General features: G+C 38.3%; 11 protein-coding genes. 4 read left to right on the top strand and 7 right to left on the bottom strand.

Annotated elements, in window-relative coordinates; genetic code table 11:
* Positions 1-84: 84 nt before the first annotated feature.
* From SG0102_RS02560 to SG0102_RS02545, 4 genes are read right to left on the bottom strand one after another with little or no spacing between them, the layout of a single operon-like run.
* Positions 85-687, bottom strand: coding sequence for a class I SAM-dependent methyltransferase (locus SG0102_RS02560; RefSeq protein ID WP_125118498.1), 603 nt, complete (start codon positions 685-687; stop codon positions 85-87).
* 4 nt (positions 688-691) lie between these two features.
* The gene (locus tag SG0102_RS02555; protein ID WP_125118497.1) at positions 692-1,471 is read right to left on the bottom strand and encodes a class I SAM-dependent methyltransferase; all 780 of its coding nucleotides are present in this window, start codon (positions 1,469-1,471) and stop codon (positions 692-694) included.
* A gap of 47 nt (positions 1,472-1,518) precedes the next feature.
* Positions 1,519-2,409, bottom strand: a complete 891-nt coding sequence (locus tag SG0102_RS02550; RefSeq protein WP_125118496.1) for an alpha/beta hydrolase — start codon at positions 2,407-2,409, stop codon at positions 1,519-1,521.
* Positions 2,378-3,046, bottom strand: a complete 669-nt coding sequence (locus SG0102_RS02545) for a TMEM164 family acyltransferase (protein WP_125118495.1) — start codon at positions 3,044-3,046, stop codon at positions 2,378-2,380. Before SG0102_RS02545 ends, SG0102_RS02550 begins: the two co-directional genes overlap by 32 nt.
* Positions 3,047-3,096: 50 nt before the next feature.
* On the opposite strand from SG0102_RS02545, the gene SG0102_RS02540 reads away from it, so the two are divergent.
* The gene (locus tag SG0102_RS02540) at positions 3,097-4,203 is read left to right on the top strand and encodes a 5-methyltetrahydropteroyltriglutamate--homocysteine S-methyltransferase (protein ID WP_125118494.1); all 1,107 of its coding nucleotides are present in this window, start codon (positions 3,097-3,099) and stop codon (positions 4,201-4,203) included.
* A gap of 9 nt (positions 4,204-4,212) precedes the next feature.
* On the opposite strand, the gene SG0102_RS02535 is transcribed toward SG0102_RS02540, so the two are convergent.
* The 3 genes from SG0102_RS02535 to SG0102_RS02525 all read right to left on the bottom strand — a co-directional run bounded on the left by SG0102_RS02535 (position 4,213) and on the right by SG0102_RS02525 (position 7,420).
* Positions 4,213-5,340 carry an AI-2E family transporter gene (locus SG0102_RS02535; RefSeq protein WP_157982955.1) on the bottom strand — a complete coding sequence of 376 codons (1,128 nt, stop codon included), beginning with the start codon at positions 5,338-5,340 and terminating at the stop codon, positions 4,213-4,215.
* 1 nt (position 5,341) lies between these two features.
* Positions 5,342-5,872, bottom strand: a complete 531-nt coding sequence (locus SG0102_RS02530) for a GNAT family N-acetyltransferase (RefSeq protein WP_157982954.1) — start codon at positions 5,870-5,872, stop codon at positions 5,342-5,344.
* Between the two features lie 66 nt (positions 5,873-5,938).
* Positions 5,939-7,420: a radical SAM protein gene (locus SG0102_RS02525; RefSeq protein WP_231999846.1), complete on the bottom strand. Its 1,482-nt coding sequence runs from the start codon at positions 7,418-7,420 to the stop codon at positions 5,939-5,941.
* Positions 7,421-7,837: 417 nt separating this feature from the next.
* On the opposite strand from SG0102_RS02525, the gene nrdD reads away from it, so the two are divergent.
* From nrdD to SG0102_RS02510, 3 genes are all read left to right on the top strand, one after another.
* On the top strand, positions 7,838-10,003 hold the full coding sequence (nrdD, locus tag SG0102_RS02520; protein WP_125118491.1) for an anaerobic ribonucleoside-triphosphate reductase: 2,166 nt from the start codon (positions 7,838-7,840) through the stop codon (positions 10,001-10,003).
* A gap of 174 nt (positions 10,004-10,177) precedes the next feature.
* Entirely contained in the window at positions 10,178-12,349 is a 2,172-nt protein-coding gene (locus tag SG0102_RS02515; RefSeq protein WP_125118490.1) for an integrase catalytic domain-containing protein, read from the top strand.
* A 21-nt stretch (positions 12,350-12,370) separates the two neighbouring features.
* Entirely contained in the window at positions 12,371-13,942 is a 1,572-nt protein-coding gene (locus tag SG0102_RS02510) for an ATP-binding protein (protein WP_125118489.1), read from the top strand.

Here is a 13,942-nt window from a genome sequence, read left to right as displayed (position 1 = left end):
TCATACAATATTCAAAAATTTCACATGACTTTTTGTATATTTACAAACAAAAAGAGTCAATCTTTTCAGATTGACTAAAAGTTATTATTTTTGTCCTATGACACAAATAAACTGTCCTGGGCCTTTATCATAAGAGGCAGCCTGATATCCGCTTTGCGCTAAGAGCGTAACGAGTTCTTCTGGACGATAGATCGTGAGCGGTGTATCAATTTCAGGCCAGTCTAAATGATCAGGATCACTGCCTTCACAGAGGATCATAAACTGGCCGCCAGGTTTTAAGACACGCAGAATCTCTTTCATCGCTGCTTTGATATCTGGCCAGAAATAAACAGTTTCCACGGCAGTCACTAAATCAAACGTGTTATCTTCACCTGGCAGATGGGCAACATCAGCCTGCTGAATGAAGACTCTTGTCCCTAAATCTTCGGCATTATAAAGCTTCGCCTGTTCAACAGACTTCTCGGCATAATCAATGCCTTCAATAATACTGCCTTTTGAATAGCCAAGCATATCCTTAATCGTAGCGCCACCGCCACAGCCGACATCTAAAATATGTAAATGGTCTTGCCACTGATAATGTGGTAATCCCCAATCTCTTAATGGGGCATGGGATGTATTCATCCTTTTTAACATTCTCTCTCCGACTTCCCCTTGTGGGAAACCTGGATCTTCTCTTTTTTCACTCATATCTCTACTCCTTTGTTAGTATATCGAGAACATGTCGGGAATACCCTAACAGTTCTGGTCTTTCACAGTTTTTCAGATGATAATCCATCACTAAGGTGAAGGTTTCTTCATCCATTGTATTGATCTCTTTTTTAAGATATTCAGCCATTCCGTCCTGGACAATGATCTTATAGCGAGAAAGCTGCGCTTCCGCTTGTAAACGATTGATATCTTCTAAACGCACATAGCTATAAAGATCTTCTGGCGCCGAGAGGACATGATAGGTCTCATCAACCTGGTTGTCTTGAACAGACGCTTTTAAAAAGCCTTCTTTAATGCCATGAGTAATAATGGCATATTCATTCATACAATAGCTTATTAATATAAAGCCATCTTTTTTGATCACTCTTTTGGCTTCCTTTAAAGCCGTCATCTTATCTTCATGACTAATCAGATGATACATCGGGCCAAACATTAAAATGACATCAAAACTGTCATCCGCAAAAGCGCTTAAGTCCATTGCATTGCCCCACCTGGCATCTAGCTGCGGTGCTTTCATCTGCATTGTCCGTAAGTTATGTTTAACCAGTTCAACGGCTGTCACATCATAGCCTTCTTCAAATAAGGGCAAGGCATAGGCGCCTGTTCCGGCCCCTAAGTCTAAGATCTTCTTACCGCTTGTCTGTCTTAAACATTCATGGATATAATGCATGGCTGTTAAATATTCCACGCGGGCATGTTTTGTTTTTAAACGTTTATCTTCGTTAAACTTATTGTAATAAGTAATCAGTTGCTCTTCATTCATTGTATTCACCGGTTTTTAGTTTACCAAACTCTTTTAAAATTACAAGCCTATTGCTTGTTTAAGCACTTTTTCATAAAGGCATCATAGATGCTGATCATTTCTTCACTCCAGAACGCTGCGCCACCATGATCAGCGCCATCAATCAGATAGAGATCGACATCTTTTCCTTCTTTTTTAAGCGCTTCATATAAATTAACCGACTGCTGGCAGAAAACAGAGCGATCTTTGGTTCCATGGGCAATAAGCATCGGCACATTTAAATCATGGGCATAGGTTTTCACATTGGCTTTGATCGCCTCTTGGTAATGATCACGAATATCATAGCCGACATACTTGCCTTCATAAGAATCGGCCTGCTGGTGATTCAGAGTGGTAGGAAAACCATCTTCTAAGGTTAATTCGACCGCGCCATATAAATCAACACAGCCTTTAATGGAAACTTTCCCGCCAAATAAACCCGTATTGGCTGTTACTGCAGTCATAGCTGCCGTATGACCGCCAGAGGAATCACCCGCCACGATAAAATCATCGGTTAAATGATAAGTATCACGATTGTTTTGTAAATAGCGAATCGCCTTTTTTGTATCTTCTATGCAGCAAGGGAAATGGGCGATTGAAGAATCGCGATATTCAACGATTGCAATCATGTAGCCACGCTTCGCTAAAGCACTTAAATACGGCACTTTTACCTGGGTGCGCTGCTTATGCCAGGCAGACCCCTGGACATAGACAATACAAGGAAAGCGATGATCAGGCTTCTGAAAGACACCAGGCATGATCATATAAAGATGTAGGTTGTTGTCTTCATCATAAATAATATCCGGTACATATTCTAAGGATAGTTCCTTTTTATTCATGATGATATGATGAGCACCAGGAATAACATCACTGTATTCAGGCATCTCCTCATAAGTGTAATTTTTGACGTCGATGTGCATTGTAAAGACCTCCTAGTAAATGTAAGATTCCCCCTGCCGCCATCATGCAAAGCAGATAAAAGATAATGCCTAGAGGGCGGCCAATAAGCTGATCAATATGAGAAAAGATAGGCTGTGAGCTTAAATGGTAAGGGGAAATATAAAACATATCGCAATCCCCATAGGGATGAGCCATGATATTAATGACTTCGGCGATTGATGCTAATAGTAATAATAACATAACGGCATGACCATAAGCTTTGAAATGAAAATCTCCCTTATAAAGAATGAGTAAAGCTTCTAAGATCATCAGACTATGCCAGAGATAGCCGTGAATGGTAATATACAGATAAGGGGTATCGGTAAACCCGCTATGCACGATTAAGGCCGCTATGCCCCCTAATAAACCATAATCTACTAACCAAGTTGGAATACACTTTATTTTATGCGTCAACGCATAAAACAGGTTCAGATAAATCGGCATCGAGCAGAGCTGAAAGGGAAAATACCAGATGTTATAACCGACATGAATCAGTAAACATTGCTTGATCATTTCTAACATAAAAAAGATCATACCAAAACATAAATACATAAGCCTCACCTGTTTCTTATTATAATCTTTTCCTATAGCGAAAGCTAGTTTATATGTATTATACATATTTTCCTACCTGGTTTATAATACTTTCGAAACAGAAAGAAGGTATGTCCATGAGTCAGTATTATAAATATGATTTTGTCGGCAGTTTCTTACGTCCGGCCTATTTGAGAAAAGCACGAGCTGCTTATAATAATGGAGAACTCTCTTATGAAGAGCTTAAATTACAGGAAGATAATGCCATTCGTGATTTAGTCGCTAAAGAAAAGGCAGCGGGCTATCACGTCATTACTGATGGAGAATTCCGTCGTGCGACCTGGCATTTAGACTTTATTTGGAACTTTAACGGGATTAATCATCAGATTGAACGCGGCAATGAAACATTTAATGGCGAAGTCGCCATTATTGATAGCGTTCATATCGATGGCAAGATCTCTGTGGATCATCATCCTTTTGTGGATCATTTTAAATTTGTCCAGGCCTTATGTGATGAGCAAACCCAGGCTAAGCAGACGATCCCTGCCCCAGGTCAGTTCTATGCGATTTTTACCGGACAGGATGAAATAGAAAACACGAAGCAGTATTATCCTGACTTAGAAGATTTACGTCAGGATATCATTAACGGCTATACCAAAGTCATCGAGGACTTATATGAGGCTGGATGCCGAATTGTGCAGTTTGATGACTGCACCTGGGGCGGCTTTGTGAATCCCCAGATCGCCTCATCCCTCACCGGATTAAGTCAAGAAGAATTACCAGCTTATATGGATACGCTGATTGATATTAATAATGCCGTGATTGATCAGGCCCCTGATGATTTAACGATCAATACCCATATTTGTCGCGGGAACTATCATTCTACCTACTTCTCTAGCGGCGCTTATGATGCCGTAGCCCCTTATGTCTTTGCGAAGCAGCATGTGGATGGTTTCTACTTAGAGTTTGATGATGAACGCTCTGGCGGTTTTACGCCACTTCGCTATATCCCCAAAGATAAACATGTGGTTTTAGGGTTAATTACCACGAAATCACCATTCTTAGAAAATGAAGAAAAAGTCATTCAAAGATTAACGCAGGCAAGTGAATATGTTGATCCTGATCGATTATCTTTATCCCCGCAATGTGGCTTTGCCTCATGTGAGATTGGTAATAAGTTAAGTGAAGCCCAGCAGTGGAAGAAGTTAGAGCTAGTCAAAGAGATTGCCTCAAAAGCATTTTAAAAGCGGAAGTTATTGGACTTCCGCTTTTTGACGTCTTCTGATGACATCTTCTTTTAATAAGGTATAAAGACCGCTCGTAATTGGCACCCCGATAAGCATGCCAACAAAGCCAAAGACGCCGCCAAAAACCGTGACTGCCCCTAAGATCCAGATGGCTGGTAAACCTAAGGATGAACCGACAATACGGGGATAAATGATATTATCATCTATCTGCTGGAGGATCACATAGAAGATTAAGAAATAGAGCGCTTTGATAGGATTCGCGATAAAGATCAGGAAAGCTGAAATAGCGGCTCCGACATAAGCCCCAATAATTGGTACTAAAGCTGTGACACCAATAATAACCCCCACCATGATGGCATAAGGAAAATGGAAGATCAGACAGCCAATGGTCGTCATAACACCTAATGATAAGCCATCAATGGCTTTGCAGACAATAAAGTTAGAGAAGGCATGATTGAAGACATTGGCGACATGTAAGATGCCATCATAGCCTTTTGGAATGTATGTCTTGATTAAGATGCCTAACTGATGCTGAAGCTTTTCTTTAGAACCTAATAAATATAAAGAAAAGATGAAGCCAAATAGGCAGGCTGATAAAACAGAGAAAACCGAACTGATCGCTTTGACAACATTCGAAAAAGCACCAGTTGCCCCGGTTAAAACGCCATGAATAATATCCGAAGACTGCTTAGAAACAGAACTTGAGGCATGGGTTAAAGACGCCTGCAGGCTTTGGGCATATTGCGCAATTTGCGGATACTTTTCTAATTTTTTCAGATACGGCGTAAGTGAGGAAGCACCGTTTTTCACAATGACCGTGACGGCATTGATAACCTGTGGCATAACAATCGCCGTGACTAAAGCAATGACGGCAATGACACTGGCAAAGGAAAGAATAATACAAAGCGGACGTCTGGCGCCATCACATTTGCCTTTGAAAATCTTTTTGTATAAAGCTTCAAAGCGAATCATCACGACATTGACGATATAGGCAATAATTAAGCCGATAAAAAGCGGCGTGGCAGCGCCTAAAATGGTGCCAATAAAACCAATAAGCGGTTTCCAGTATAAATAAACCAAATAAAGCAAAAATACGACAAAGCCGGCTGGCAGATATTTTTTGACTTCTTTCATCTTAGCCCTCCCAGATAATATGAGGATCAATCTCATCAGTTGTTAAATAGACGCATAATTCTCTAAAAAGGTCCGCATCAAAATGCGCATCAAAGCAAAGTAATTCAAATGAGAGATCCCAGAAATTCATCGAATAATGGGTTTCATAAAACCCATTATGTAAGTAAAACTCCTTTCTTATTTTTCTTTGGTGGGCATTATCAGCTTTGGGGTCCTGTTTTTCTAAGTCTAAACAGATTTGTTTGCCTTGATAGTGCTCGCAAATACATTTTAAAGCCTTTGAGCCATAACCATGCCCACGTAAATCTTTGTGAATTGCCAGATAACAGACATAGACAGCTTTCTCATTAGACAAAGCCATATAGAGGCCTACTGGCTTGCCTGCATCATAGATGCCCATGACATCAGCGGGAATGGGATAATGCAGAGCATGATGCAGATCCCAGCGTTCTTCATCAGGGAACGCTTCCTGATTGAGGGCATTGAAAAAGGCATAATCTTGATTGTGCTTATTTATTCTTAGTAATTCCATAGGAGACATTATACATGAACAGCTCCATAAAGGCAAAAGAGCATCGCGGTGCGATACTCTTCTTTATTACTTAGCTGCTTTCTTCTGATCAGCCATGTATTCTTCATAGAGATAAGATTTGCTGGTTGCATAATCATCTCTATTTTCTGGTTTGTAGTTTTCATACTTAGGCTGTGGATGTTTATGTGTCTTCCAGTATTCTTCCGCTACTGGTGCCCAAGCCTTAGCATATGGTTCACATTTAGCTGTTAAGTGTTCAACTGATTCAGGTGATTCTAAGTTTGTATCATGAGCCCCTGTTTCATGAACCATCTTTCTTAACTTATCTGGGTTTTCCAGCATTGGACAAGGTCTTAAATGATCTCTATTGAATGGCTGGCCATCATAATAAGCTTTGAAAATCGGACTCTGTAACATTTCCAGAATGGAGTTTTCATGGATGTTGGTATTTGAGTAATGGATGAAGACACAAGGTTCTGCATCACCATTGGAATTAATGTGGAAGTAGTTACGACCACCGGCGATACAGCCGCCAACGTATTCCCCATCATTCTGGAAGTCCATTGGATAGAAGTTGATTGGGTAATCTGGTGAACGCACTTCACGGATACGATCAATCATATATTTACGCTGCTGTGGCGTAGGCATTAATTCTGGTACAGCGTTTGTTCCGACTGGCATATAGTGGAAGTAGAAGCCATAACGTGCGCCCTGCTCAGTAATGAATTTGAAGAAGTCATCACTAGTAACGGCATCGATATTCTGGCTTGTATAACATACGGAAGTCCCGAAGATAATCCCGTATTTTCTCAGTAATGCCATCGCATCTAAGACTTTCTGATAATGACCGGCACCACGACGTTCATCGTTGGTATGTTCATTACCTTCAATGGATAACAAGAAGGTTAAGTTCCCTAAACGCACAACTTCTTTACAGAAATCTTCATCGATTAAAGTAGAGTTAGTGTATAAGGCAAATTCAACATCATTATGTTTTTCTGCAAGTTTTAAGATATCTTTCTTACGTACGAGTGGTTCACCGCCCGTCATCATATAAAGATAAACGCCGAGTTCTTTCCCCTGAGTGACAATCTTATCCATATCTTCGAAAGATAAGTTGTTTTTATGTCCATAAGTCCCTGACCAGCAGCCGATACAGTGCATATTGCAGGCTGTGGTTGGATCAAATAAGATCAGCCAAGGAATATTACATTTATAAACTTCACGGTTATGACGAATCATCTTCGTACCTCTGAAGAACGCTTCATAACCTAAGTTTAAAGCTGTCATCTTGGCAACGCGTGGATTGGTTTCATCAATCACCTGATTGATAAAGTTAATCCAACGGTTGTTTGGATCATTCACTGCATCTCTCGCTGCCTGATACTGTTCTTTCGTAAAACCGTCCCCATAGAACTTCTCAGCCATATCGATGAGTTTAATGTATTCTTTATTACGATCCTTTTTAAGACCTGTTAAAACGTGATCAATAATAAGACTCATAGCACGTCTTTGTGCTGCATGAGAGATATTCTCCATAGTTTTCATAATATTACCGCCTTTCCAATCTTTACACATTCATTTTAAAACTTCCTTTTTTAGTATTCAACAATTTCATTCATAATAATCCGACAAAAGCGCTTGCTTTCCTTTGAATTTCAAGTAAGTTAGACATTTTTATTTGAATGTCTAGAAGCAATTTCCTCTTACTTTGCCATAAACTTATTATTGAAAAAATTGTATAATAACAAGTTGAATCATATGCGAAAAAAGTATGACAAAAGTCTTTACTCCCCTATTTAAAGGCTTTAAAAAAGCTTGTTATTTTTTCACAAACAAAAGTAGTTGCATTTTCAACTATTATGCGTTTTAATGGGTATAGCGATAAGCAAGGACTGTTTATCACTGTATTTATAACAATTATTAATTTATTTTTTATATACATTTTAAAAAGGAGAAATACGTATGGAAGTAATTAAAAGAGATAAGTCAAGAGTCCCATTTGACGCCAGCAAAATTGAGAAAGCGATCTTAAAAGCAATGCGCTACGGCAGCGGTATGGTCGATGAAAAGATCGCTCATGAGATCGCTAGTGAAATAGAAGAATGGCATACTAACAATGGTGCCAAAGCCATTGATATCACACGTATTGAAGGTCAGGTCTTTGAAAAGTTAATTGATAAAGGCGCTGTTTTAACTGCGAAAGCTTATGAAGGTTATCGTAAGGTACGTGAATTCCAGAGAGAAGAAAACACTATTGATAAAGAAATCTATGGCATCGTTAAACAGACCAATAAAGAAGCGATGGATGAAAACTCCAACAAGGATGCCACCGTTTTAGCCACTCAGCGTGACTTGATCGCCGGAGAATTCTCCCGTGACTACTGTCGTCGTATGATGTTGCCAACAAAGATTGTCCAGGCGCATGATGATGGCATTATCCATTTCCATGATATGGATTACTTTATTCAGAAGATGTTTAACTGCTGCCTGGTGAACTTAAAAGATATGTTTGCCAACGGCACAGTCATTAACGGCAAGTTAATTGAAACCCCTAAATCACTGCAGACAGCAGCCACCATCGCGACCCAGATCGTTCAGCAGGTAGCCTGCGGTCAGTATGGCGGACAGACCATCTCATTAGCCCACTTATCACCATTCGTACGTGTTTCTTATAATAAGCATAAGAAAGCTGTCGAAAAAGAAGGCCATGAAATCGGCATCAGCTACAGCGATGAACAGATCGAAAAGATTGCTCAGAGCCGTTTAAAGGATGAAATCAAAGCTGCCGTGCAGACGATTCAGTATCAGATCAATACGTTCTCCACAACTAATGGTCAGGCACCATTCTTATCGATCTTCATGTATTTAAATGAAGAACCTGAATATACCAAAGAAACCGCGATGTTAATTGAAGAAGTCTTAAAGCAGCGTTATGTCGGCATGAAGAACCCTGTAGGCGCTTATGTTACACCAGCTTTCCCTAAGTTATTATATGTCTTAGATGAAAACAATGTCCCAGATGATAGTGAATATCGTTATTTAACAGACTTAGCTGTTAAATGTGTTTCTAAACGTATGATGCCAGACTTCATCTCTGCTAAAATCATGAAACAGAATTATGAAGGTCAGGTTTTCGGTCCGATGGGCTGCCGTTCTTTCTTATCTCCTTTCAAGGATGAAAACGGAGAATACAAATGGTATGGCCGTTTCAACCAGGGTGTTGTGACATTAAACTTAACCGATGTTGGTTTATCCGCACGTGGTAATTTAAATGCCTTCTGGAAGATCTTAGATGAACGTTTAGAATTATGTTATGAAGCTTTAATGTTAAGACATGAAAACTTAAAAGGAACCATCTCTGATGTTTCCCCTATTCACTGGCAGTATGGTGCCATCGCTCGTTTAAAACCAGGAGAAACCATTGATGCATTATTAGATTCTCGTTATTCTACTATTTCATTAGGTTATATTGGCTTATATGAATGTGTCGAAGCATTATTAGGTACTTCTCATACTTCTCGTGAAGGTGATGAATTAGGGACTGCTATTATGAAACGTTTAAGAGAAGCAGTTGATACCTGGAAAGCAGAAACTGGTTTAGGCTTCGCTTTATATGGTACACCAGCTGAATCTACCACTTATAAGTTTGCAAGAACCTTAAAACGTCGTTTCGGTATTGTCCCTGGCGTTACTGATAAAGACTATATTACTAACTCTTATCACGTTAATGTTCGTGAACATATCGATGCTTTCTCTAAATTAGGCTTTGAAGCAAAATTCCAGAACATCTCTTCTGGCGGTGCTATCTCTTATGTCGAAGTCACAAATATGACAAATAACTTTGAAGCCATGAAAGAATTAATCAACTATATGTATGACACCATCCAGTATGCGGAAATCAATACTAAATCTGATTACTGTCAGGAATGTGGTTTCGATGGTGAAATCTTACTTGATGAAAATGGTGAATGGTACTGCCCTAACTGTGGTAACAGAAACCATAAAACATTAAACGTATGTCGTCGTACCTGTGGCTATCTTGGTGATAACTTCTGGAATAAAGGCCGCACACAGGAAATTGGAGAACGTTTCGTTCATTTAGACAACCGTGTATACAAAGGTAATTAGTACTAATTAATTAGTTTCCTGTACAATTATTAGTTTCCTATCATAAAAGGAAGGGCAATTATTGCTCTTCCTTTTTACTAATTAATTAGTTTCCTCAACTTTTTTATTAATTTCGTAGAAAATAGTGCTATACTACAATCGAAAAAAATCAAGCGCTTACAGGAGGTACTGCGTATGTCTATAAATTATTCAATAGGCGATCATATTGTAGACATTCATCATAATAAGTACGCTATCATTTACGTATCAACCGACATCACTATTCTTTGTCTGGATACCTCACCAAATTTCACTCTTACCTTAATACAACAGCCAACTGAAACCGTGTTATCATCACTAGAAAACGGAAGCTTTCGTAAAATCGAGCCTTCACAAGTGATAGTAAACGTCGATGATCTCTCTCCTAAGCAAAAACAAAGATACGAAAGAAATCTAAATATAATTAACGAAATCAATGAATATTACGGACCAGGTTATTTAGAATTAACAGAAAAAAGTAATAAGCATTTTCTTCAAGAATTATCTAATAAATATGGGATTTCAATTCAAAATCTAAGAAAAATAATTATTAAATATCTTCGAAGCGGTTGCCAACTTTCTAGTCTAATTGACCAAAGAGGTGCTCCCCTAGGACGCAAAAAATATTCAACGCCTGCAGGCAGAACAACAATCAGCGGCGAGAAGTTTGCCATTATTTTAACGGAAAAAGATATTAAAAACATGGATGAAGCGGTGGAATCCATTCGCAAAAATCATACCCATAGCGGAACAAAAAAAGATGCTTATGTAGAAATGCTCAGAAAACATTACTGTAACATCGAAATTGATGAGGATGGCAATGCCCATCATGTGCTTTATCCGATGGGAAGATATCCAACTTTGAGACAATTCTATAATTTCGTTAATAAGAAAATTTCCAAAAATGAATATCAAATTATCAGAACATCCGCACGTGAATATCAAAATAATCATCGCGCAATCATTGGAACAGAACGTAATGACTTAACTTATCCTGGAGAACTCTGTGATATTGATGCCACCCCTACCGATATTTACTTAGTAAGTAAGAATGATCCTGAAAAATTAGTTAATCGTGCGCATATGTATTTGATTATTGATGTCTTAACCGGGATGATCATCTCTGGCAGCGTCTCTTTTGAGGATAATTCTAACGCAGCAGTTTCTAATGTTATGATGAATCTTAAAAGAGAAGGAAGAGATCAATTACTTGCAGAGACTCATTTAACACTTGAAAGTGATGACTTATGGCCAACAGATATTCTTCCTGGAACCCTCAGATGCGATCGTGGCAGCGAATTTACCTCAAAAGAATTCAGAAGAAAATGTCATGAATTAAATATTGCAATCCAGCTAGTTCCAGCTGCGACTGGCTCGATGAAAGGAACCGTTGAAAAAGAGTTCCACCAGTTTAATTTAGCAATGGGAGATACCTTTGAAAAACGCGGACTCATCCTTAAAAGACATGATTCTGATCACAAGAAAACAGCATGTCTCAATATTGATGATATGCGAAAAATCATGGTTAGCTATATCATTTATCACAATAATCGCGTCATTGAAAGTCGTTTTCGTTCTCCTGAAATGATAGAACGTAACATTTCAGCTTCACCTGTTGAATTATGGAAATTCTATTCTGAAAAAAATTCTCCACGATATATCCATATGAATGTCAATCAATATATTTGGACTCTTATGAAGCCTGCCAAAGCTAGCATGGGAAGACAGGGTATTGTTTTCAAGGGCCTTCATTACATGTGCAATTCCGATAATTATCTCATCAAATATATGAGAAACAATTTGGAAACAGTAAAGATGGATATTCGTTATGATGAAGCAAGCATGAGGAATATTTACTACATTCGCGATGGTGTCCTTTTTCAAGCCCATCTTAATCCCTTATATCCTGAGCAAATGGATTATGCTAATATGTCTTATGATATGTTTATGAACTATCAAAAAAGAAGTCGTGAACAAATCACTAAAAATAGACATGATAATCTTCAAAAACGTATTGCCTATAACAAACAGTTAGAGGATATTAGAGACCAACGTAATAGTACACCATCGCCAACAGCTTCAAATGCAATCAGAAAAAACTCTCAAACTGAAAAAGAAATTGATAATAAAGAACACAGTTTTGCAAATATTGTTGGTTTATACGAAACAAGTCCCGATTCTAATGACAATCCCACAATCGAAGATAATAATAGTGAATACTCAAAAGAAAATAACAAGAATGATAATGATTTATTTCAGGTTATTGATGAAGAGGATCCTGAAAAATTCAAAGAAGCATTCCTGAAGAAATTTGGATATAAAGATTAACATGCAAGGATGTGACATTCCATGAAATATCATTACAAGGATCTCAAATCAGATAGCAAATTATATGAAGACTATGATTTGTCCCAATCTACTGCAGTCTATGCTGAATATATGGATTTAAGTGAAATGAATGATGTCTATCACGGCAATCCGCTCATTGAAGCATTACCATTATATTTATCTCAAAACGAATTAGCCATGGATAACTTTCGTATGATTACAGTCCCATCACCCAAAAAGTTAGCCTCTATGCCTATTCAATTTAGGCTTAGTTCCGTTAATGCTCTTGACCGATTGATTATTCCAATGCGGTGGCATTATGAACTGCAGCGAGAAATTTATTGGTGTATGTTAAGAGCTTATGAAAACAGAAAACTTATTTTTGATCCTTTATCTGGCGGTATCAAATTATCAATCAGCGGACAGGAGCGATCAGAAAAATATCGCGTTCGCTTTCCCATTAGTGAAGGTAACCCCGGCTTTTCAGTACTTGGACTTTCTGGCTGTGGAAAGTCCAAAGCTGTTGAGTTAGCACTTTCTCATTTGCCTCAAGTTATTATCCACTATCCTCAAACACCTCAACAGTTCATCCAGCTTCCTTATTTATATATCGTTTGTCAGCCTAATACAAACATGTCCGCAATTTGGGATAGTATCGCCCAGGCAATTGACCTTGCTATCGGCAACGATGAATCTATGGCTTACTATCTTCAAATGAAAAAATGTCGAAAACTCAATGAAAAACTCGATTATGCAGTGCGACTTTGTACCCTTTTTAAAGTTGGCATTATTATTCTGGATGAAATCGAGTTTATTAAAACCTCGACGCGAAAGGAAACACTCGAAAGTTTGCTTTCATTCAATAACCGCACTGGCGTTGCATTAGCGATTGTCGGAACACAATCAGATAAAGAGAAACTTTTCCCTACCTGGCAAATGTGCAGGAGATTCGGACGAGATATTGATGCTTCAGAATATTGTCAGAATCACGATGAATATATGAACATCCTTGCTCAAATCACCCAATTCCAATGGTTTACAACAAAAGTTCATTTCACTAGCGAAATGATGGAGTTATTTTTTAGCCAAACCAAAGGCACAATCGGCTTAACAATTGCTATTTATAAAGAAATGAATAAGCGTTATCTGGAGCTTTCCAGCCATGGAAATCCACCTGAAATCTCTTCTGATTTTATTTATCAATGTGCACAGTCATGTTCTTTAAAATCAAATCAAAGAATTAAAACTGATTATAATCCTTATATTTCTGAAGAAATGTATGAAAAGGAATTGCCACTTCAAGAAGAAAATAAAAGTTCAATTCTGAATCAAGATCCTCCGTCTATTCCTAATAGAATCAATGACATTACTGACAAAATTGCGAGTGAAAATGATATTCCCTATAAGGATATCCAGAGCGCTGTTAGCAGTATCCTTCTCAACAACCCTAACTCAACCGATGATCAAATCATTAAACTTGCCTTAAGAAAACTCAACAATCGCAAAGGAAGCGTCAAACCTTCTCCTAAAAAGAAGCCATATTTCGATATTAATAATGCCTATGAAGAAATCGTGAAACACGTGGAGGAATAG

The organism is Intestinibaculum porci (assembly GCF_003925875.1).
GTDB lineage: Bacteria > Bacillota_I > Bacilli_A > Erysipelotrichales > Coprobacillaceae > Intestinibaculum > Intestinibaculum porci.
The sequence above is the reverse complement of the archived record's forward strand: the minus strand, read 5'-3'. Positions and strand labels throughout refer to the sequence as shown.

Coding starts and splice junctions, on each gene's coding strand:
- SG0102_RS02540 (WP_125118494.1), top strand. CDS start 3,097: ATGAGTCAGTATTATAAATATGATTTTGTCGGCAGTTTCTTACGTCCG.
- SG0102_RS02560 (WP_125118498.1), bottom strand. CDS start 687: ATGAGTGAAAAAAGAGAAGATCCAGGTTTCCCACAAGGGGAAGTCGGA.
- SG0102_RS02555 (WP_125118497.1), bottom strand. CDS start 1,471: ATGAATGAAGAGCAACTGATTACTTATTACAATAAGTTTAACGAAGAT.
- SG0102_RS02535 (WP_157982955.1), bottom strand. CDS start 5,340: ATGAAAGAAGTCAAAAAATATCTGCCAGCCGGCTTTGTCGTATTTTTG.
- SG0102_RS02525 (WP_231999846.1), bottom strand. CDS start 7,420: ATGAAAACTATGGAGAATATCTCTCATGCAGCACAAAGACGTGCTATG.
- SG0102_RS02515 (WP_125118490.1), top strand. CDS start 10,178: ATGTCTATAAATTATTCAATAGGCGATCATATTGTAGACATTCATCAT.
- SG0102_RS02530 (WP_157982954.1), bottom strand. CDS start 5,872: ATGGAATTACTAAGAATAAATAAGCACAATCAAGATTATGCCTTTTTC.
- SG0102_RS02510 (WP_125118489.1), top strand. CDS start 12,371: ATGAAATATCATTACAAGGATCTCAAATCAGATAGCAAATTATATGAA.
- nrdD (WP_125118491.1), top strand. CDS start 7,838: ATGGAAGTAATTAAAAGAGATAAGTCAAGAGTCCCATTTGACGCCAGC.
- SG0102_RS02545 (WP_125118495.1), bottom strand. CDS start 3,046: ATGTATAATACATATAAACTAGCTTTCGCTATAGGAAAAGATTATAAT.
- SG0102_RS02550 (WP_125118496.1), bottom strand. CDS start 2,409: ATGCACATCGACGTCAAAAATTACACTTATGAGGAGATGCCTGAATAC.